The sequence below is a fragment of the Mycobacterium persicum genome, from assembly GCF_002086915.1.
Taxonomy (GTDB): Bacteria; Actinomycetota; Actinomycetes; order Mycobacteriales; family Mycobacteriaceae; genus Mycobacterium; species Mycobacterium persicum.
In genome coordinates, this window is record NZ_MWQA01000001.1 from 261,496 (window position 1) to 278,455 (window position 16,960).

Annotated in this window: 19 protein-coding genes and 2 pseudogenes; 12 read left to right on the top strand and 9 right to left on the bottom strand. The window is 66.1% G+C overall.

The window, feature by feature from the left end; translation table 11 throughout:
* Positions 1–146: 146 nt before the first annotated feature.
* A pseudogene (locus B4U45_RS01235) lies at positions 147–536 on the top strand (hypothetical protein); the annotation flags it as partial.
* Positions 537–625: 89 nt separating this feature from the next.
* Here the strand turns inward: B4U45_RS01235 and B4U45_RS01240 are convergent.
* Both B4U45_RS01240 and B4U45_RS01245 read right to left on the bottom strand, forming a co-directional pair.
* A complete protein-coding gene (locus tag B4U45_RS01240) occupies positions 626–1,291 on the bottom strand; it encodes a response regulator (RefSeq protein ID WP_075546756.1) in 666 nt (221 codons plus the stop codon).
* A complete protein-coding gene (locus tag B4U45_RS01245; RefSeq protein WP_183155003.1) occupies positions 1,273–2,958 on the bottom strand; it encodes a sensor histidine kinase in 1,686 nt (561 codons plus the stop codon). The genes B4U45_RS01240 and B4U45_RS01245 overlap by 19 nt, the downstream gene beginning before the upstream one ends.
* A 127-nt stretch (positions 2,959–3,085) precedes the next feature.
* Between B4U45_RS01245 and B4U45_RS01250 the strand changes: the two are divergent.
* From B4U45_RS01250 to B4U45_RS01260, 3 genes and pseudogenes are all read left to right on the top strand, one after another.
* Positions 3,086–3,745 (top strand): annotated as a pseudogene (locus B4U45_RS01250) (NAD-dependent epimerase/dehydratase family protein); the annotation flags it as partial.
* A 171-nt stretch (positions 3,746–3,916) separates the two neighbouring features.
* Positions 3,917–4,741, top strand: a complete 825-nt coding sequence (locus tag B4U45_RS01255) for a hypothetical protein (RefSeq protein ID WP_075546757.1) — start codon at positions 3,917–3,919, stop codon at positions 4,739–4,741.
* Positions 4,738–5,469, top strand: a complete 732-nt coding sequence (locus B4U45_RS01260) for a hypothetical protein (protein ID WP_075546758.1) — start codon at positions 4,738–4,740, stop codon at positions 5,467–5,469. Before B4U45_RS01255 ends, B4U45_RS01260 begins: the two co-directional genes overlap by 4 nt.
* Positions 5,470–5,534: 65 nt before the next feature.
* On the opposite strand, the gene B4U45_RS01265 is transcribed toward B4U45_RS01260, so the two are convergent.
* Together B4U45_RS01265 and B4U45_RS01270 are read right to left on the bottom strand one after the other, a co-directional pair.
* The gene (locus tag B4U45_RS01265) at positions 5,535–5,804 is read right to left on the bottom strand and encodes a hypothetical protein (RefSeq protein ID WP_075546759.1); all 270 of its coding nucleotides are present in this window, start codon (positions 5,802–5,804) and stop codon (positions 5,535–5,537) included.
* Positions 5,805–5,950: 146 nt separating this feature from the next.
* Entirely contained in the window at positions 5,951–6,223 is a 273-nt protein-coding gene (locus B4U45_RS01270) for an EF-Tu/IF-2/RF-3 family GTPase (protein ID WP_219859286.1), read from the bottom strand.
* Positions 6,224–6,314: 91 nt separating this feature from the next.
* Here B4U45_RS01270 and B4U45_RS01275 point away from each other — a divergent pair, with 91 nt between their 5' ends.
* Positions 6,315–6,683 carry a hypothetical protein gene (locus B4U45_RS01275; RefSeq protein WP_075546760.1) on the top strand — a complete coding sequence of 123 codons (369 nt, stop codon included), beginning with the start codon at positions 6,315–6,317 and terminating at the stop codon, positions 6,681–6,683.
* Here B4U45_RS01275 and B4U45_RS01280 read toward each other — a convergent pair whose 3' ends face one another.
* The gene (locus B4U45_RS01280; RefSeq protein ID WP_075546761.1) at positions 6,684–7,547 is read right to left on the bottom strand and encodes a glycoside hydrolase family 16 protein; all 864 of its coding nucleotides are present in this window, start codon (positions 7,545–7,547) and stop codon (positions 6,684–6,686) included.
* 65 nt (positions 7,548–7,612) lie between these two features.
* Positions 7,613–8,626: an NADP-dependent oxidoreductase gene (locus tag B4U45_RS01285; protein ID WP_075546762.1), complete on the bottom strand. Its 1,014-nt coding sequence runs from the start codon at positions 8,624–8,626 to the stop codon at positions 7,613–7,615.
* A gap of 99 nt (positions 8,627–8,725) precedes the next feature.
* Here B4U45_RS01285 and B4U45_RS01290 point away from each other — a divergent pair, with 99 nt between their 5' ends.
* The 3 genes from B4U45_RS01290 (at position 8,726) to B4U45_RS01300 (ending at position 11,252) form a co-directional block, all read left to right on the top strand.
* On the top strand, positions 8,726–9,583 hold the full coding sequence (locus B4U45_RS01290; RefSeq protein WP_075546763.1) for a class I SAM-dependent methyltransferase: 858 nt from the start codon (positions 8,726–8,728) through the stop codon (positions 9,581–9,583).
* Positions 9,584–9,896: 313 nt separating this feature from the next.
* Positions 9,897–10,103: a hypothetical protein gene (locus B4U45_RS01295; protein ID WP_082275366.1), complete on the top strand. Its 207-nt coding sequence runs from the start codon at positions 9,897–9,899 to the stop codon at positions 10,101–10,103.
* Positions 10,104–10,208: 105 nt separating this feature from the next.
* The gene (locus B4U45_RS01300) at positions 10,209–11,252 is read left to right on the top strand and encodes a M48 family metallopeptidase (RefSeq protein ID WP_075546764.1); all 1,044 of its coding nucleotides are present in this window, start codon (positions 10,209–10,211) and stop codon (positions 11,250–11,252) included.
* Between the two features lie 7 nt (positions 11,253–11,259).
* On the opposite strand, the gene B4U45_RS01305 is transcribed toward B4U45_RS01300, so the two are convergent.
* Positions 11,260–12,405 (bottom strand): hypothetical protein, encoded by a 1,146-nt coding sequence (locus tag B4U45_RS01305; protein WP_075546765.1) that lies wholly within the window; start codon positions 12,403–12,405, stop codon positions 11,260–11,262.
* Positions 12,406–12,408: 3 nt separating this feature from the next.
* Entirely contained in the window at positions 12,409–13,104 is a 696-nt protein-coding gene (locus B4U45_RS01310) for a cutinase family protein (RefSeq protein WP_075546766.1), read from the bottom strand.
* A gap of 111 nt (positions 13,105–13,215) precedes the next feature.
* On the opposite strand from B4U45_RS01310, the gene B4U45_RS01315 reads away from it, so the two are divergent.
* From B4U45_RS01315 to B4U45_RS28775, 4 genes are all read left to right on the top strand, one after another.
* The gene (locus B4U45_RS01315) at positions 13,216–14,040 is read left to right on the top strand and encodes a TIGR03560 family F420-dependent LLM class oxidoreductase (RefSeq protein WP_219859287.1); all 825 of its coding nucleotides are present in this window, start codon (positions 13,216–13,218) and stop codon (positions 14,038–14,040) included.
* A 70-nt stretch (positions 14,041–14,110) separates the two neighbouring features.
* Complete coding sequence (locus tag B4U45_RS01320; RefSeq protein WP_075546768.1) at positions 14,111–14,341, top strand: DUF167 domain-containing protein; 231 nt, start codon at positions 14,111–14,113, stop codon at positions 14,339–14,341.
* A 98-nt stretch (positions 14,342–14,439) separates the two neighbouring features.
* Positions 14,440–14,724 (top strand): hypothetical protein, encoded by a 285-nt coding sequence (locus B4U45_RS01325; RefSeq protein WP_075546769.1) that lies wholly within the window; start codon positions 14,440–14,442, stop codon positions 14,722–14,724.
* A gap of 575 nt (positions 14,725–15,299) precedes the next feature.
* Positions 15,300–15,680: a hypothetical protein gene (locus B4U45_RS28775; protein ID WP_241780229.1), complete on the top strand. Its 381-nt coding sequence runs from the start codon at positions 15,300–15,302 to the stop codon at positions 15,678–15,680.
* A gap of 116 nt (positions 15,681–15,796) precedes the next feature.
* Here the strand turns inward: B4U45_RS28775 and B4U45_RS01335 are convergent.
* Positions 15,797–16,960, bottom strand: a 1,164-nt coding sequence (locus tag B4U45_RS01335; protein ID WP_219859288.1) for an MFS transporter, incomplete at its 5' end; no start/stop codon positions are given.

Consider the following 16,960-nt stretch of genomic DNA (forward strand, 5'->3'; position numbering starts at 1 on the left):
GGGCCGGTCGATTGTCACGCAATCACCATCGGCCATTTCTTGGCGAACCCAATTTTCCGGTCACCAAATAATTTCCGAATCACACCCGAAATCAGACAGGAATAAAGTCATGGTTGCATCCTGCGGCGTCCAAGAATGGCCGTCGGGTGACCGGTGTGGCGGCTCGGTTCGCACAACGGGTGGGGCGGGTCGCCGAAAATGGCTCGCTCACGTTGGCGATGCCCGTCAATGAACGGATCCCCGGCGATACCCGGGCCAACGCGGTCACCAACGCCGACATCACCGTCGAGCAGTTACCCGCACCGACAGACCTACGGGACATCCGGGCCACCATCAAACAAGCGCTGATCCGCCACCGCCACGAGCCCAGCGCGCGGTGGGCACTCATGCCGCTAGTGCCGCTACTGCCCAAGGGACTGGCCAAGCGATTGGTCACGGTGGCGGCCGGCGGCCCGGGCACCGTCGTGGCATCCAATCTCGGTGCGATCGATCCGGCCGCGGCCCGGCCCGACGGCACGGACGCCGACTACTTCGCCCACCAGCCGGGCCGCAACCACGGGCTGGCCGGCCTCCGAACCGCTGGACGGGCCGCGTAGGCCGCCGCCGTATTGGTCTGTTGACCCGCTCAGCGCGAGACGATCGCCGCGAATTCCTGCTCGGGCCGGCCGGTGGCGCCGTAGCGCAGCCCAACGCTCACGTCGCCGCTGGAGTTCATCGCCGCCAGATAGCGTTGTGCGGTGGCCCTGGATATGCCGATGGCTGCTGATACTTCGGCCGCCGACATGGGTGTCTGTGACTTCTTCAACGCCTGCAGCACAAGCTGTTTGGTGGGGGAGGCCGCGGTTGCCGAGGACTGGGCCTGGGCCAGGCGGGGGCGAAGCGCATCCAGCGCCGCGTCGACGTCGCGGGCACTGAGGTTGGCGCCCGCCAGGATCTTGCGGTAGCGAGCGTAGCCGGACAGCCGGGCGGCAAGCTCGGTGGTCGAGAACGGCTTGACGAGGTAGCTCAACGCGCCCGCGGCCATGGCTGCGCGGACGGTCTCGGCTTCGGTCGCCGCGGTCAAAATCATGCTGTCGGAACGCAGTTCGCGAACGAAATCGATTCCGGAGCCGTCGGGCAGGTAGACGTCTACCAGCGCCAGGTCGACGGCAGGTGCCTCGCGCGCGGCCGCAACGGTGTTGGCGGTACCGGTCACCGCGAAACCCGGCATCGCGGCAACGACTCCGGCATGCATGTTGGCGACGCGGAAGTCGTCGTCGATCACCAGCACGGTCAGGTCTGAGCCACCCATTGCCCCTCCTCGGCCAGCACGCCCGGCAGCCGGGCGATGAACTCTGCGCCTCGCAGCGGTGATGCCGGGTCGCCCCGGCTCGACAGCCAAAGATCGCCGCCCCGGGAACGGCTGATCTGGCGTGACAACGCAAGCCCGATGCCCCGCCCGCCCGGTATTCCGGAGTCCCGCTTCGTCGTGGTGCCCTCGGTGAACAGCTGCTCGACGAATTCGGGCGCCACACCGTCGCCACTGTCGGCCACCGTGACGTGCAACGTCGAACCCTCTTGCAGGAGCTCGATTTCCACTTCTCTGGGAGCGTTTTGGCTCACGCGGGCGGCGTCGATCGCATTGTCCAGCAAGTTGCCCACCACGGTGGTGACGTCGACGGGCGACTCGAGGCGGCCGGTAATCCAGGTGTTCTCGCCAATCCGCAACGTAACCCCGGCCTCGCGGGCGGCCGCGGCCTTGGCCGCCAGAAACGCCTGCAGATGGGTGTCTCGGATGGCGTCGATACCGGGTACTGCCGACGCGAGCGGCCCCGACCCTAACAGCTCCTCCAGATACTGCAATCCCTCCTCGACGTGGCCGGTGTGCAACAGCCCATTCAGCAGGTGCAGGCGATTGGCGAACTCATGGCGTTGCGCGCGCAGCGCGGTGCTCATCACTTGCACCGCGTCGAGTTGGCGGGTCAACGACTCGACATCGGTCCGGTCCCGCACCACCAATACCGTTCCCAGCTCGCGCCCGTCGCGCGATACCCTTCGCGCCGAGACCACGACGATCCGTTGGCCGACCGTGGCCAGCGAGGGAGCGGCCTCGGCCGCGGTGAACACATCGAGAACGCGTGGGGTCAGCCCGATCTCGTCAATGCGGCGGCCCACGTCGTTGCCGATCTCGAGCAATCGGCACGCCTCGTCGTTGACGAAGGTGATGCTTCCGCTTTCGTCGGCCGCCAGAACGCCCTCGCCGATACCGTGCAGCACGGCCGCCTGAGTGCGGACCATCTCGGCCATCTCGGTCGGCCGCAGACCCAGTGTCAGCCCGCGCCAGCGGCGGGCCAGCGCCACCGACCCGGCCACACCGATCAGCAGCGCCGCACCTCCCAACGGGGCCAGTACCCGCAGATTCTTGGAGAACTGCTCGTCGAATGCCTTGGTGGAAATGCCGACGCTGACCATTCCCAGCACCCGATTCGAACCGGGTTCCACCACAGGCACTTTCGCGACGATCGACCGCCCTAGGGTGCCGGATTGGTGGACTATTTGTTCGTGACCGCCCAGCGCCTCCCCGGGATCGGTGCTGACCCGGCCGCCCAACTCGTCGCGACGCGGATGCGCCAGCCGGATGCCCTGGGTGTTGGCGATGACCACGAACAGCACATGGGTGCGTTGCTCGACTCGTGAGGCAACGCTTTGCAGCGGTCCGGACGCCAGCTCGTCGACCACTGCGGCGCTCGGGGCCAACGGGATCTGGTCGTAGCGTGAGATGTTGGCGAGCACCGTCGGAGACGACGCCACCACGCGCGCGATGTCCAACGCGTGAACACCATACTGAAGGTCCAGGCGGTGCCGATTGAACTGGGCGAACAACGCGAATGCCACGACCAACGTCAGCGTCACGAGCACCAGTTGAAGCAGCAGTACCCGGCTGGCGAGCCGCAAGTCGATGCGACCCCGGTACGCCATGAGGGGACCTTACCGCGCCGATGAGCAGAATGCGCGAAAGTCTGCGGGCCACATGCCGTCCCGGAGGTGATCGGGGGTGGCCGGCGCCCGACGTTCGGCACGATGTAGTCACCACCGCATCGACGAAGACCAGGACCTCAGCGCCAACGCGGAGTCGATTGGTCCGCTGATGGCCCGGTGCCGCGGTGCAAAGGCGTTCCTGCACTGCTCATCGGCGGCCGTCTACGATCCGCCGAACGACCTGCCGCGCACCGAGCGTGCGGCTCTCGGCGACAACCACCGGTTCCTGTTCCCCACGTATTCGATCTCCAAGATCGCCGGTGAGGCGGTCGCCCGGTCGACGGCACGGATCCTGGAGGTACCCACCACCATCGCCCGCCTCAACGTACCGTACGGCGACACTGGCGGGTGGCCGTACTTCCACATGGAGATGATGCTCGCCGGCATTCCGATCCCGGTTCCGCCCGGCGAATCCGCAAACTACAACCCGATACATCAGGATGACATCGTCGCCATGATCCCGAAATTGCTTGCAGTGGCGTCGATTCCGGCGACAACGGTTAACTGGGCCGGTGACCAGATTGTCAGCATCCAGCAGTGGTGCGCCTACCTGGGCACCCTGATCGACAAGGAGCCGATGTTCACCGAGAGCGATCGGGCGCTGCGCGGGAATCCCGTCGACCTGACCCGGATGCGCGAACTCATCGGCAGCGCAACCACAGTCGACTGGCACGAGGGATTACGTCGGATGGTGGCCAGATTTCACCCAGAGCTGGTTCAGGCCTGACGGTAACGAAACGCCGAAGCGCCGGGACAACGACGCCGTGGCAGCCGTTACTGCCGAAGCAGAACACTGTGTCGATCGGGTTGACGGCCGGGAGGCCGCGATAGTGTTACGCCGGCGAACCCCGGTGGCGATGCGGACATCGCACCGGCCGGCCCGCGGGAGGAGTCGCGAATGGGATCCCAGGCCGCAGGACCCGCTCCTTCGCGCAGCCAACCATGGCCCCGGGTGGTAGGGGCCGCCGCGCTTGCCGTGCTGGGCGCGTGCGGTGCGGCGTTTCTGGTGACGGCTCCCCGCTCGGATACCGCCCCGGCGAACCTGGCATCGCGAACCGACTGGGACCTGGCGACGGCGTTGCCCGCCGGCGCCGACTTCCCGTCCGACTGGGGATATTCGTTGACGGGGCGGTTGCGGCGAGCCGCGCCAGCAGATCCGGGGGCGTTGAGTACGGCGCCCCGTCAGGACCCGGCAGCGGCCTACGAACCGGGCGGCTGCGGCGACATTCCCACGATCCTGGACCATGCCGGGGGTGCGTTGGCCGCATACGTCCAGGTCGACCGGTACGCCCAACTATTCGTTCAGGACGCGGCGTCGGCCGATTTCGCCGCGACCGGCGAAGGCCGCGAGCACGGACCCAACGCCCGCTTCGCGATCTGGGTCGTCCTCGACGCGGCGGCACGGATCGCGAACTACCTGGACTGGCTGGGCCGTTGCCCCTCCTATCGCGTCACCAACTATTTCTTCGATGGCCGAGTCAAAAACCATCGGACCGTCACCACTGCGGTGGGAGCGCGCACGGCCGCCGGCGCCGATGCCGCCGTCACAGTCACCCGAACGTTCACCACGATCGGTAGCCGCGACCCTTCGTCGACCTACCACGTCACGTATTACGCGGTACGTGGCGTACTACTCGAATGCACTATCTATATGGAGGGTCCCGAGCTCGATCTGGTGCAAAAGCTCGCCGGCCAAACGCTGCAACGGCTACGCGCGCTATGAACCGACTCTCGTGGCGCCCATGGGTGATCGCGGCTGCGCTGTGCGTGCTGGCAGCGGCCGCCATCGTGATCACCGCACCCGGGGTGCTCAGCGCCCGACGGCATAGCAATCCCGCGGCCCCGGGCCCACTTGCACCGAAGCTGGCCTCGTTGAGCGACCAACAATTGGCGGAGTTGCTGCCCAAACCGACCAATTTTCCTGCCTCGTGGACCGTCAGCGATATCAAGGAACTGTCCGATACGTTCGGGTACTTCAGATACCACGTGTCCGATGAGGGCCTGGGCTTCAGTCCCGTCGAATGCTTCGCGGTGGTCGGGGTCGCCTCGACCGGCGCTTTCGATGCGGCCGAGGTGTTCGGGCACGACCCCGCCGATCCGCCCGAGGTCGCCGACCGTCGAGACATCCGGCTCATGGTCGGCCGCGAATTCGACCCCACCGGATTCGACGCGTTCACCGGCCTGGTATCACGGTGTCTGCGCTTCAGCAGCGCCGCCGTCGGCTCCTATGAGGTGCGCATCCTCGAGGATTCGCACTCCGCCGACGGACCGCAGCGGTTCCGGTACTCGATCACCGCAACCATTGGCGGGGAGCCGGACGCCGCCCGGACCGATTACTACTCCTACGCGCGCACTTCGGGACTGATTCTGAGCGGCACGGCCAGCACCGGGCACCAGCAATCCTTCGATGCCCTCTTCGACAGCACGCTGCGCCGAATCTCCAACCGCTGACCCGCCCACAAACGGCACCGTGCCGAACCCGGTTCGGGTCCGGCACGGTTCGCCGCCGCCAGCCATCAATGGTCAGCGCCGCCAGGTCCCTTGAAGTAGCGGGTCAGGAAGCCGGTGGCCGCGATCGCCGCGACGGCGCCGGTCACGGTCCACAGCACGAACTGGAAAGCCACCGAACCCATGAACCAGCCGAACGTCATCGAGAGGTACAGCAGCCAGATCACCCGGTAGAAGGACCACGCCGCCAGCAGGGCGAGGCTGATGCCGATCGCCAGGCTTGGTTGGCGATCGACGCGGTTGATCTTTTCCGCGATGCCGGCGGGAATGATGTTCATGGGCTCTTCCTTTCGCGTGAGGCGCCGCCTCGGTGGCGTCGTCGTTGCGACAAGTACAGGGCCGTGAGGCCGCTACCGATCCCAACAACGCGTGCCGGCTGCCGGAGGAGACGCAGGCGGGCGGGACACCGCCGGGAAGGCACGCTTTACGCCAGAAACACACCCGCCGCCGAGGTGATCACGTCCCCGGCGGCCAGGTCGCGGTTGCTGAGCTTCTTGAAGAGCAGGCCGACGTTGTCACCGGCGGTCGCCGTATCCAGCTTCTTGCGGGACGCCTCGATGGCGTCGACCCGCACCCCGGGGCCGTCGTTGATCCGCACCTCGTCGCCGACCCGCAACTGCCCGTACTCCACGCGGCCGGTGGCCACGATCCCGCGACCGCGGATGTAGAACACGTCCTGGACCGTCATGCGAAACATGCGGCAACGGTACTGTGTTCCGGCTCGCGCCGGCTCCAGGTTCCAGCCGACCCGATCGACGAGCACCGCGTGGCGCCCTACCCTGACGGACATGAACTGGTTGCGGCGAGCGAGGAAAGCCGCTGCGGGCCAACGAGTCACGCGCGCTGACCGGCAGCGGGCAAGGGACGCGGTCGCCGAACTCAACACGCTCAACGCCGACCTGGAACGGTTGCTGCGCGACGGCTTGGCGGGTGTGGCCACAATCGTCGGGATCCGCCGCAACGTCGCGACCACAACGCTGGGATCCTGGCACGAGCTGGAACTGGATGTCAAACTGCCAGAACGTGATTCGTATCGCGCGACGCGGCGCATCGCGCTCGAGCTGTCGACGGCACCGCATCTCGCGGTCGGCGCCGAGGTGCCGGTGCGGGTGGATCCCCGGGACCCGTCGAAAGTCCTCGTGGTCGCGACGTTGTGACTACCAGACCCGGACCCAGTCGACCAGCATCTGGGCGGGATAGGTTCCCGGCCCAGGGTCACCGCCGCCGGAGCCGGCGACCGCGAGGTTCACCACCGGAGACACGGTGTAGCCGGGGTCGTTGAACGGCCAGTCCGGCAGTGAATGCGCCGCCACGGTGAAGTACGGCTGCGCGCCGTCGACATAGTCTTGCCAGAACCGCATCCCGCTGTCATCCCATTGGCATCGCCAGGTGTGCCACCCACTGTCCAGCGCGATATTGTGCGTCTTCCATTCGGAGCCATTCGATTTGGCATGGACGGTGGTAGCCGACGGCCAGCTGCCGTTGCCATACCACTCGAGGATGTCGATTTCGCCGCGGTCCTCATTGGACAACCACCAAGCCGGCCAACATCCGGCGGTCAGGCAGTCGAGTTTGACGCGAGCCTCCCACGTGTGGCCGATACCGCCCCGCCACGGGCTCTGCAGCTTGCCCGAATAATAGGTCCCGCCGTCTTTCGCGGCACGGATGACCAGGTTGGAATGGCCGTCGAGGAACACATTCTGGCGATCGTCGCGGTACTGCCCGACGTTCTCGGGGCGCTCCCAGTACGTCGGGTCCTTCATCTGCTCGCGCGCCCGGGCTATGGTCCACTTCGACGAATCGGGTGCCGAACCGGCGGGGCCGTCGAACTCGTCGTGGAAAACGTAGTTGCCCGCCTGACCGTTGGGTGCCGGCGCCGCGGGCATCGGCGTTCGTCCTTCCGGCGCGCCGCGTCGGGCCGGGTCTGCATGCGCCCTGGGAACCGGATTCGCCACCCCCAGCACGCCTACGACACCGAAGCCCGTCATCAGCATCATGCGACGACGATCCATCTCAGGCATAAGCCTGGGACGATAGCAGCCCACGACAACCGGCGCCGTACCGCGCCAAACCGCGATCGACTGGGTTACCCGGGCACCTTGACCACGAGCTTGCCGATGTTCTTGCCGTCGAACAGCATGTTGATCGCGGTGGGTAGTTGCTCGAAGCCCTCCACTACGGTTTCCAGTGGCGTGAGCTTTCCCTGGGCGATAAGCCCGGAGATCTCCGCTATCGCCTCCGGTGCGCGGTGCAGGTGGTCGAGGATGATGAAGCCCTGCAACGTCGCGCGCTGGACGAGCAAGTTGCCGAATGCCCGAGGTCCGGGTGGGGGCTCGGCCGAGTTGTAGCCCGAGATCAGGCCACACAGCGCGATGCGCGCGCCCATGTTGAGGCGCGCGAAAATCGCATCCATGATGTCACCGCCGACGTTTTCGAAGTCGACGTCGATGCCGTGGGGAGTGGCGGCGGCCAGTTGTGCCGGCCAGTCGTCGGCCCGGTGGTCGACAGCGGCGTCGAAGCCAAGCTGTTCGGTAAGCAATGCGCACTTTTCCTGGCCGCCGGCGATCCCGACGACGCGTGCCCCGTCGGCTTTGGCGAGCTGGCCGGCAACCGAGCCGACGGCTCCGGCGGCGGCCGACACTACCACCGTCTCGCCGGCCCGCGGCTTGCCGATGTCGCGAATCCCGATCCACGCCGTGAGCCCGGTCATCCCGAGTGCGCCGAGGTAAGCGCTGGGGGAGACGCCCTCGGCGACGTCGACCGGAAGCAACGGCATCGCGTCGGAGACCACCGCGTATTCCTGCCAGCCGACCAGACCCTGCACCGTCTGACCGACCGGGTATCTGAGATTTTTCGACGCGATGACCTCACCGAGCCCGCCCGCACGCATGACCTCGCCGATACCGACCGGCGGCAGATAGGACGGCATGTCGTTGATCCACGCGCGGTTCGTCGGATCGAGCGATATCCAGGAGACGCGGACCAGTGCCTCCCCGTCGGCGATTTCGGGGACCGGTGCCTCGCTGAGTTCGAAGGTGTCAGCACCGATGCGTCCGGTGGGTCGTTCACGGAGCAGAAATCGGCGGTTGCGATCGGCCATGAGCGCACGGTACCCGACACATCAGCGCGGCGGCAGACGCGCCAAATCCTCTTTGCTTGCGCACCGCGGCGGACTTCGCCGGGATGCTATAACGCCTCTATGTCAGGCTCTGAGTGCGGCGACGGGTACGTCATCACACATGTTTCCGACACGGCCAGGTTGACGGCCCTGCATCGGGCCACCGAATCGGCCCGACCCGACGCATTGTTCAGCGACCCGCTTGCCCAGCGTCTGGCCGGTCAGCACGGGCGCACCATCGTCCGGCACGCCCCGTGGACACTTCGTAATGGTTGGTGGCTGGTCGCACGCACCAAAATCATCGACGACACCATTGCCAGGGCAATCGCGCACGGCTGTGACCGGGTGCTCAACCTGGCCGCCGGATTGGACACTCGACCGTATCGGCTGAATCTGCCCTCCCGGCTGCGGTGGATCGAAGCCGATTTGCCGCAGTTGCTCGCCGAAAAAACCGAATTGCTTGCCGACCAGACACCGCGATGCCAATTGATTCGCAGCGCCGTTGACCTGGCCGACCCGCTTGCTCGCACGGCGTTCCTCACCGAGGCCCTGGACGGCGCCGCCAATGCACTGGTCCTAACCGAGGGCTTGTTGATGTATCTGGACGAGCGGGACGTCGTCGCGCTTTCGGAAGCGATCCGCCGACCCGAAGTCGGGTGGTGGATGCTCGATTTCGCCGGTCCGGGTCTGAAGAAGATGATGAACAAGAGGATGGCCGGCATGCTGGAGAATGCGCCCTTCATGTTCGCGCCTGATAACGGGCTGGCCTTCTTTGAAAGCCTCGGCTGGCGAGTAGCCGAATCGGAATCACTGTTTACCGCCGCAAATCGATTTCACCGGTTGCCCAAATCCATGCGCGCAGTCGCATGGTTGCCCCAGCCTGATCCGCGTCATCCGGGCCGTAGACCTTGGAGTGCGGTGGCACTGCTCACGCAGTGAATAGATCCAACTGCACAAATTAACGTCTCCGCGGATTTTCGCTGCGGCCGATAACAATTCGCCCCAAAAGCGAGCACAGCGCATCATCAACTTCCGGTTTTCGGATCCGCCGGCAATGCAACAACGTGGTTCAGTGACCGACCGGCGGGCCGCCGTTGGCGCCACACCTGCGGAAACGCCCGGCGCCCCCGGAAATTCATGGCTAATTCTTATCTAAAGACACGGTTTGATCACAGGTTTGCTAAGAATCCTAACTTTACGTTGCACAGCGCCGTGTGAACCTGAGTCGGTGGGATGAGAGGAGCAGACAATCGTGGCGAAGGCATCAGGGGCAACGGTGATCAGTCTGGAGTCACACCCGGCTTGGATTGCGGCCCAGCGCCGAGAAAGTCAAATGCTGGCGGAAATGCGTCGTCATCCCGCATATCTGGGTCGTCAACGCGCAGCAGCAATGGGCCACGATGTCGGCGCCGGTGTGCCCGCCACCCCGGGATGGGTCAGCGCCGACGCACCGGCCTAGAGCTGGCCTAGAGCTGGCCTAGAGCCCCAAAGCCCGCCCACATCCAGTTGAATGGCGCCCCGCGCCAGCCTCCGTATCCTGATACGGAACACCGAGGGGAGCGCCATGTCTCAGACACCCGCAACCACCCGCACCACCTTCCCCGGCATCAGCTCGCGCGCCTGGGAGCATCCCGCCGACCGGACCGCGTTATCGGCGCTGCGCCGCCTCAAGGGCTTCGACCAGATCCTGAAACTCCTCTCGGGAATGCTGCGCGAGCGTCAACACCGGCTGCTCTACCTGGCCAGCGCCGCCCGCGTCGGGCCGCGCCAATTCGCCGACCTCGACGCCCTGCTGGACGAATGCACCGACGTTCTGGACGCGCCGGCCAAGCCCGAGCTGTACGTCGTGCAATCGCCGATCGTGAACGCGTACACGATCGGGATGGAGCAGCCGTTCATCGTGATCACTTCCGGGCTCTACGACTTGATGACCCACGACGAACTCCGATTCGTGGTGGGTCACGAGCTGGGCCACGCGCTGTCCGGCCACGCGGTGTACCGCACGATGATGATGCATCTGATGCGGTTGGCACGGTCGTTCGGCATTGTGCCGGTGGGCGGCTGGGCGTTGCGCGCCATCATCGCCGCTCTGCTGGAGTGGCAACGCAAATCCGAGCTGTCCGGCGACCGGGCCGGGTTGCTGTGTAGCCAGGACTTGGACACCGCGATCCGGGTCGAGATGAAGCTCGCCGGCGGTAGCCGGTTGGACAAGCTGGATTCAGAGGCCTTTTTGGCCCAAGCGCGGGAGTACGAACGATCCGGAGACATGCGCGACGGGCTGCTCAAGCTGTTGAACCTGGAACTGCAGACACATCCGTTTTCGGTGCTGCGGGCCGCGGCCCTGAACAAGTGGGTGGACACCGGCGGCTACGGCAAGGTGATGTCCGGCGACTATCCGCGCCGAGCCGACGACGACAAGTCCTCGCTCACCGACGACCTGGGCCAGGCTGCCCGGCACTACCGCGACGGATTCGACCAGTCCGACGACCCGCTGATCAAGGGCATCCGCGACGGCCTCGGCGGCTTCGTCGACGGCGTCGGGCGCGCCGCCACGAGCGCGGCCGACTCGCTGGGCCGCAAAATCAACGAATGGCGGCAGCCCAAATGACTGCCCGCTAGCCGGTCGACGTGACGTCGGCAGGTTTGCACACCCACGCGGCGAAGACCGGCACACCCGCCCACGGATCACCGCGCCGACGCGCACCGGTCACCGCCACCACCGCGTAGGGATGGCCGAAACGCAGCGTCGCCGACCGCGACAGCCCCGACGACACCATGGCGCTGCGTAGTGCAACCGACGTGACCGCGGCCGCCTCGAATCCCCACCGGCCGTAGCGAGCTGCCGCGGACTGCCGGGCGCTGATGTCCGGGATGTCGGGCAACATCGTCGTCGCTGCTGCGAGTGCCCGTCCCACCGCGGCGAAACCCAGGTCCGGGTCGGCGGTCAGATCGTGGTTCGAGGTGGCCGTCCAAGCCGGCAACACGACCCGGACCTGGTCACCGCCGGGCCGATGTTCCTGCGTGATCGTCCAGAATTCACCGTCGCCGAGCGTCATGTCCGTCAAGGCACGCCGGCGCACCGCGGAACCGGTTGCCTCGCGCCGGGCGATGTCGTGTGCGGCCGCCAGCACTGCTTCGAACGAAGCCTCTTGGCTCGCGATCACCGACGTCACGTGCAGGCCACCGTTGCCGACCGCGGGGTGCACCGCGACCACGCCCACATCCGCGACGTCGGTGAAGTAACCGTCGGCGCCACCGAGAGTCAACGCGTCAGTGAGCCGCGTGCTCCACGGCGACTGCAACTCGCGGGCATCGGTGACCTCGTAGGGTCGACGCCAGCTGATGCGGGTCGCCAGCGCGCTGGCCAACACCGCCGTCATATCCGACACGTCGCCGGGGAAACGGTCGATCAACCCGTCGGTGTGATCGCGAGCCCACCCATCGGCTTGCTCCTGGCTGGGGACCGGGCCCACATCGATGTCAGCCGGCAGACCACCGGGCCAGTCGTCGATACCCCACACCGCCAGCGCGGCCCGGATGACATCCGGCGGGTCGGCGAGCAGTTCGTCCAGCGCCCGGCGCGCCTGCTTGGCGTCGGTGCCGAGAACGCCCTCGATGTCGTCTCGGACCCGACCGCGCGCCACCGGCGCGGCCAGGGCGAGGAGCAACCACGCGCCCAGCGGCGACGACACCGAGTGGGCACCGGCGTGCACCCGACTGAAGCGGCGGGCGTAGCGCGTGACGAGCCGCCCGATATCCACCCGCTAGAGCTTGCCGGCGACGAAGTCGGCCGCCTGGTTGACCATGCCCGCCTGGATGTAGGCGCTGGGGTTATGTTGCGGCCAGTTCTGCTTCCACGTGTTCGGGTCGGCCGGGTTGCAGACGGGGTCCGAGCCGTGGCACAACTCGATGGTCCTGTCGTTGTAAAGCGGGCTGAAGTTGGTGATCGGACCCATCCACTGACTTCCGTTGCCGAACAACGCGACGGCGGCGATGTGCTCGTCGGCACCCGGGGGAAGCGGGCTGTCGAACCCGAATGCGGACATCGGCACCGCGAGCACCACGTCGGTGACCGCAGCGCCGAGGGAGTAGCCGCCGAGCACCAGCCGGGTGGCCGGGCAGGCATTGATCATGTACTGAACATGACGGCTCATGTCGTTGGCGCCGACGTCGACCTCGGTGTCGGCCGGGTATTTGACGGCGTAGCTGCCCATGCTCCTACCGCCAACCTTGGAGCCGAGAGTGCTGATAAACGCATTGCCGATCACGCCGGGTCCCGGCGACTCCAATCTGCCGCGGGCAAAGACAACTTCTACCTGCGGGCAATTCGCCGCACCGGCCCGCTGCGGGGCGCCCGGCGCGCCGGGCGGCAACACGGCCGCGGTGATCGTCAGCGCAGCGGAGACTGCGCCAGCCACCAACAATTGTTCAACCGACTTCACGGCAAGCGGAGCGCGCACACGAAGATGGTAGCCATTCCGGCCCAGCTGTTGGCCTGCTTGACGCTGACCGCCGGCTTTTGGCCGCGCATACGCGCCACGCGACCACGGCGCTGACCGTACTATCGCGGCATGCGGATCTCGGTCAAGTTCCACCTGAGTTTCGCATTCCCCGAACTGAAAGATTTATGGCGAAGCGCCGATCACCTTGGTTTCGAAGGGATTTGGGACTACGACCACTTCTTTGGACCATCGGAGTTCGACGAGCCGACCTACGAGGGCTGGACGACGCTGGCCGCCATGGGGGCGATTACCGAACGGGCTCGGATCGGGTGCCTGGTGACCGGCGTTACGTATCGGAATCCGGCGGTTCTGGCCAAGATGGCGGTCACCGTCGACCACATCTCCGGCGGGCGGCTCAACTTCGGCATGGGCGCGGGATGGCACGAGGCCGAGCATCGTGGGTACGGGATCGCGTTCCCGAGCCCAGCGAGCCGGGTCGCGATGGTCGACGAAGCATTGACGGTGATCCGCAAGCTGTGGACCGAGGATTTGGTGAACTTTTCCGGCGAGTTCTTCAGGCTCGAGGACGCCTTCTGCGAGCCCAAGCCCCTTCAGTACCCGCCCCCGCCAATCGTGATAGCGGGTACCGGGCCAAAGATGCTGCGTCTCATCGCCCGCCACGCCGACGAGTGGAACATGTCGGCCGCAGAAGGCCCGCAGTTGTGGGGCGACGTCAACGCCCGGCTGGACAAGGCCTGTGCCGATGTAGACCGTAACCCTGCCGAGGTCCGCCGTTCCGGGCAAGTGCCCCTGCATCCGGCCTTGGCTGGACAGGTCGACGACCAACTCGCGTTGTTGCCCGAATTCGAGCAGCTGGGCTGCGAACACATGGTGTTGGCCTTTCGGCAGCCGCCCTCGCCACAGCTACTCGAGCGTTGCGCCGGTCTCACATGATGGGCGCGTGCTCGGATCGGGTTCCGCGGTTCGCGGGGCGCGACACCGCGGCGCGTTAGCGGCAACCGGCATGGCCGACATTGTCGTCGTCAAGGTGAAACCCGGCTCCCGTAAAGGTCCGCGGGTCGAGGCGGTTTCCGGCGCCGAGCTGACGATCTACGTGCCCGAGCCGGCGGTCGGCGGCAAGGCCAACGAAGCGGTTGCCCGGCTGCTGGCAGCTCACTTTCACTTGCCAAGGAGCCGAGTCGAATTGGTGTCGGGCGCGCGCTCGCGGCTCAAACGTTTCCGCATCGATCGTTGACCGGCTCCGGTTACTCGGGTGGGTAGCACCGTTCGGTGTTGGCCAAGGCGTGCCTGACCCGTGACCCAACCGCGACGGCGACGCAAGATCCTCGATGCATGACCGCGTTGACGGCTATCGCTGCGTCGCTGATTGCGCTGGGCGTCGGCTACCGCCTCGGCCTCCGCTCGGGCAGGCCACGCTGGCAGCGCCGAGCGCGCGGGGCGATACTTGCCGACGTAGCGGTCGGTGTCGTCGCGATGCTGGTGGCTCGCCGTATCCGGCGGCGGATCCGGCGGCGGACAGTCAACTCCGTGACCGTTGGGTTGACGAAACTGGTTGAGCTGCTGCGGGTTCCACTGCCGTCACTACAATCGTCGGATAGCCGTCGCCGCAATCCGTAACGGGGGCAATATCTGTCCACGTGTTTGCCGAGCCGGAACTCGGCGCTCAGCGTGGCCGACAACTATTCCGGGTGTGCCAACGAAAACCTCTGCAGTAGAAGCCTTCTGAGCAACAGTGCAGCAACTTGTCGATCGGACCTAAACCGCACAGCAACACCAGCGCTGCGGAGTCAGATTTGGGCCACGGCCCACTGCGCCTTGGCAAGTCGGCGCGTCGCAAACGCGGCGCCGCTCTTGAGTTGGGAGCACTAGCACTCACGAACAGTGTCATCGGCACCTTGACGCCATCGCCCCACCGCCCGCGGATCCCGGGGAGGACCCATTGACACCATGGTTATCGATCGCGCGATCTCGTCGGTCTGCGGATCGGCCCTTGCCGATCCCGCACCCACACAGGTGATCACCGCGGTGGCGGTCGGATCCGATGGCCAGCCGATCAATGGGTACCGCGAGGCCCCGCGCAGGGCAACGTCACTGCCGTCGATAGCTGCACGACAGCGTCGCCGTCGGCGGTGGCGGACAACATCTACTATTGCTCGCCGACCGCGGCCGATGCCGGAACCTGCTGGCCATCGATGCCGCAATCGCTTCTGTGCGTTGATAATCCGTGGGACAAGCGGTTGCATCGGGTGACCTACGGCGACCCGCTCCCAGGGGTGCGGCCGATCGCCATGCCCGATCCGTTCGCGCTGCTTCTCGACGACGGCACCCGTTGCCTGCTACGCAACGGCGGCGCCTGGGGCGGCCGCGACGACGGCTACGTCGGTGTCTACGGATGTGGCGCCCCCGACGCGAACCTCGCGGTCTTATGGCTCCCCAGCCAGGGCGCCGGGACCTGCATCGACCGCTCGGCGCCGGTATGGACGGTCAAGGTGGGGCAACTGGGCACGCCCACCGACCATTTCCCGGCGCCGCAGACCCGCGCGGTGGCCACCGTGTGGTTCGCCGGAAACTGAATAGCCGTGTCAGGAGCCGGCGTTCCGCGCGCCGCCCGTGCGCCGCTGAGACCACGCCTCCGAGTCTGTGGCGACTCCTCCGGACTCGGACGAATCATATTGCTATATAACAGTTTTCAGTCCCGTTGCGGCGCGGCGGGAAGACCGGTCGGAAACCGCCGCAACCCGAGGACGAGCGCGCCCAAGAGTAAGACCGCAGCGCCGGCAACTGCGAGTTGGACCCCACGAATGAACTCTTTGTCCGCGACCCGCACGACCAGCTGCTCCTGCGCGGACGTCATCGGATGCCCAGGTCCTATGTCAGCAGCGTGGGCGCGCGGATTTGCGCCGTCAACCACGGAGGAAAGAACCGCTGCGCGTTCGCCCGGTTCGCTGATCACCGAATCCAGACGCTCGGGCAAAGTTGCGCTGAGCCAACCCGCGAGGATGGAGCCGAGCAAGGCGACGCCGAAAATGCTGCCCAGTGAGCGCTGCAGATTGATCAGACCCGCGGCCATGCCGGCACGGTGATCATCGACCTCGGTCATACCGATACTCAACAGCGGTGTGGCGCACCCGCCAGCCCCCGCACCGAACAAGGCCAGTCCGATAATCACGATTGGCATCACGCGGCCAATCGCCATCCCGAAGAGCATCAACCCGGCAATCATTGCTGTCAGACAAATCAGCAGCGGCAGCCGAGGACCCCAGCGTTCCACCGCGCGCCCCGCAAGCAGACTTGCAATCCCAAATCCGACCGGCACTGGCAACATCAGCAGACCCGCGTGCAACGGCGAGAAGCCGCGCACGTTCTGGAAGTGCTGGGTGATGACCATCAACGTCCCGAAATAGCAGGACATTACGACGAAGTACACCAGTAGCGCCGACCGGTACACCGGGTCGGTGAACAAGCGTAGATCGATAAGCGGGAAGGCGGCGCGACGTTCGTGCTGAACAAACAACAGCAGTAACACCATTGCCACCACTAGCAATGTGATGATCAACCCGGGTTGCCGATCCAGCCTCGGGGCCTCGATGATCGCGTACGCGATCACCGCGATCGCGGGGGCAAACAACAGCTGCCCCGGCCAGTCGAGCTGAGTCGGATCAGGGTCTTTGGATTCGCTGACACTCAGTACCGTCAGTAGCCACACGATTGCGCCAAGAGGCACATTGACCGCGAAGACGCTGCGCCAGCCGAACTCCTCAACCAGGACCCCGCCCAATGCCGGGGCGGAACCCGCACCAATACAGCCAATGGCCATCCAGCCCGCTATCGCGCGTGCTTTCATACCCGGGTC

What these genes read in the sequence shown, in the direction of transcription:
- B4U45_RS01240 (WP_075546756.1), bottom strand. Translation starts at nt 1,291, where the DNA reads ATGGGTGGCTCAGACCTGACCGTGCTGGTGATCGACGACGACTTCCGC.
- B4U45_RS01245 (WP_183155003.1), bottom strand. Translation starts at nt 2,958, where the DNA reads ATGGCGTACCGGGGTCGCATCGACTTGCGGCTCGCCAGCCGGGTACTG.
- B4U45_RS01255 (WP_075546757.1), top strand. Translation starts at nt 3,917, where the DNA reads ATGGGATCCCAGGCCGCAGGACCCGCTCCTTCGCGCAGCCAACCATGG.
- B4U45_RS01260 (WP_075546758.1), top strand. Translation starts at nt 4,738, where the DNA reads ATGAACCGACTCTCGTGGCGCCCATGGGTGATCGCGGCTGCGCTGTGC.
- B4U45_RS01265 (WP_075546759.1), bottom strand. Translation starts at nt 5,804, where the DNA reads ATGAACATCATTCCCGCCGGCATCGCGGAAAAGATCAACCGCGTCGAT.
- B4U45_RS01270 (WP_219859286.1), bottom strand. Translation starts at nt 6,223, where the DNA reads ATGTTTCGCATGACGGTCCAGGACGTGTTCTACATCCGCGGTCGCGGG.
- B4U45_RS01275 (WP_075546760.1), top strand. Translation starts at nt 6,315, where the DNA reads ATGAACTGGTTGCGGCGAGCGAGGAAAGCCGCTGCGGGCCAACGAGTC.
- B4U45_RS01280 (WP_075546761.1), bottom strand. Translation starts at nt 7,547, where the DNA reads ATGCCTGAGATGGATCGTCGTCGCATGATGCTGATGACGGGCTTCGGT.
- B4U45_RS01285 (WP_075546762.1), bottom strand. Translation starts at nt 8,626, where the DNA reads ATGGCCGATCGCAACCGCCGATTTCTGCTCCGTGAACGACCCACCGGA.
- B4U45_RS01290 (WP_075546763.1), top strand. Translation starts at nt 8,726, where the DNA reads ATGTCAGGCTCTGAGTGCGGCGACGGGTACGTCATCACACATGTTTCC.
- B4U45_RS01300 (WP_075546764.1), top strand. Translation starts at nt 10,209, where the DNA reads ATGTCTCAGACACCCGCAACCACCCGCACCACCTTCCCCGGCATCAGC.
- B4U45_RS01315 (WP_219859287.1), top strand. Translation starts at nt 13,216, where the DNA reads ATGCGGATCTCGGTCAAGTTCCACCTGAGTTTCGCATTCCCCGAACTG.
- B4U45_RS01320 (WP_075546768.1), top strand. Translation starts at nt 14,111, where the DNA reads ATGGCCGACATTGTCGTCGTCAAGGTGAAACCCGGCTCCCGTAAAGGT.
- B4U45_RS01325 (WP_075546769.1), top strand. Translation starts at nt 14,440, where the DNA reads ATGACCGCGTTGACGGCTATCGCTGCGTCGCTGATTGCGCTGGGCGTC.
- B4U45_RS28775 (WP_241780229.1), top strand. Translation starts at nt 15,300, where the DNA reads ATGCCGCAATCGCTTCTGTGCGTTGATAATCCGTGGGACAAGCGGTTG.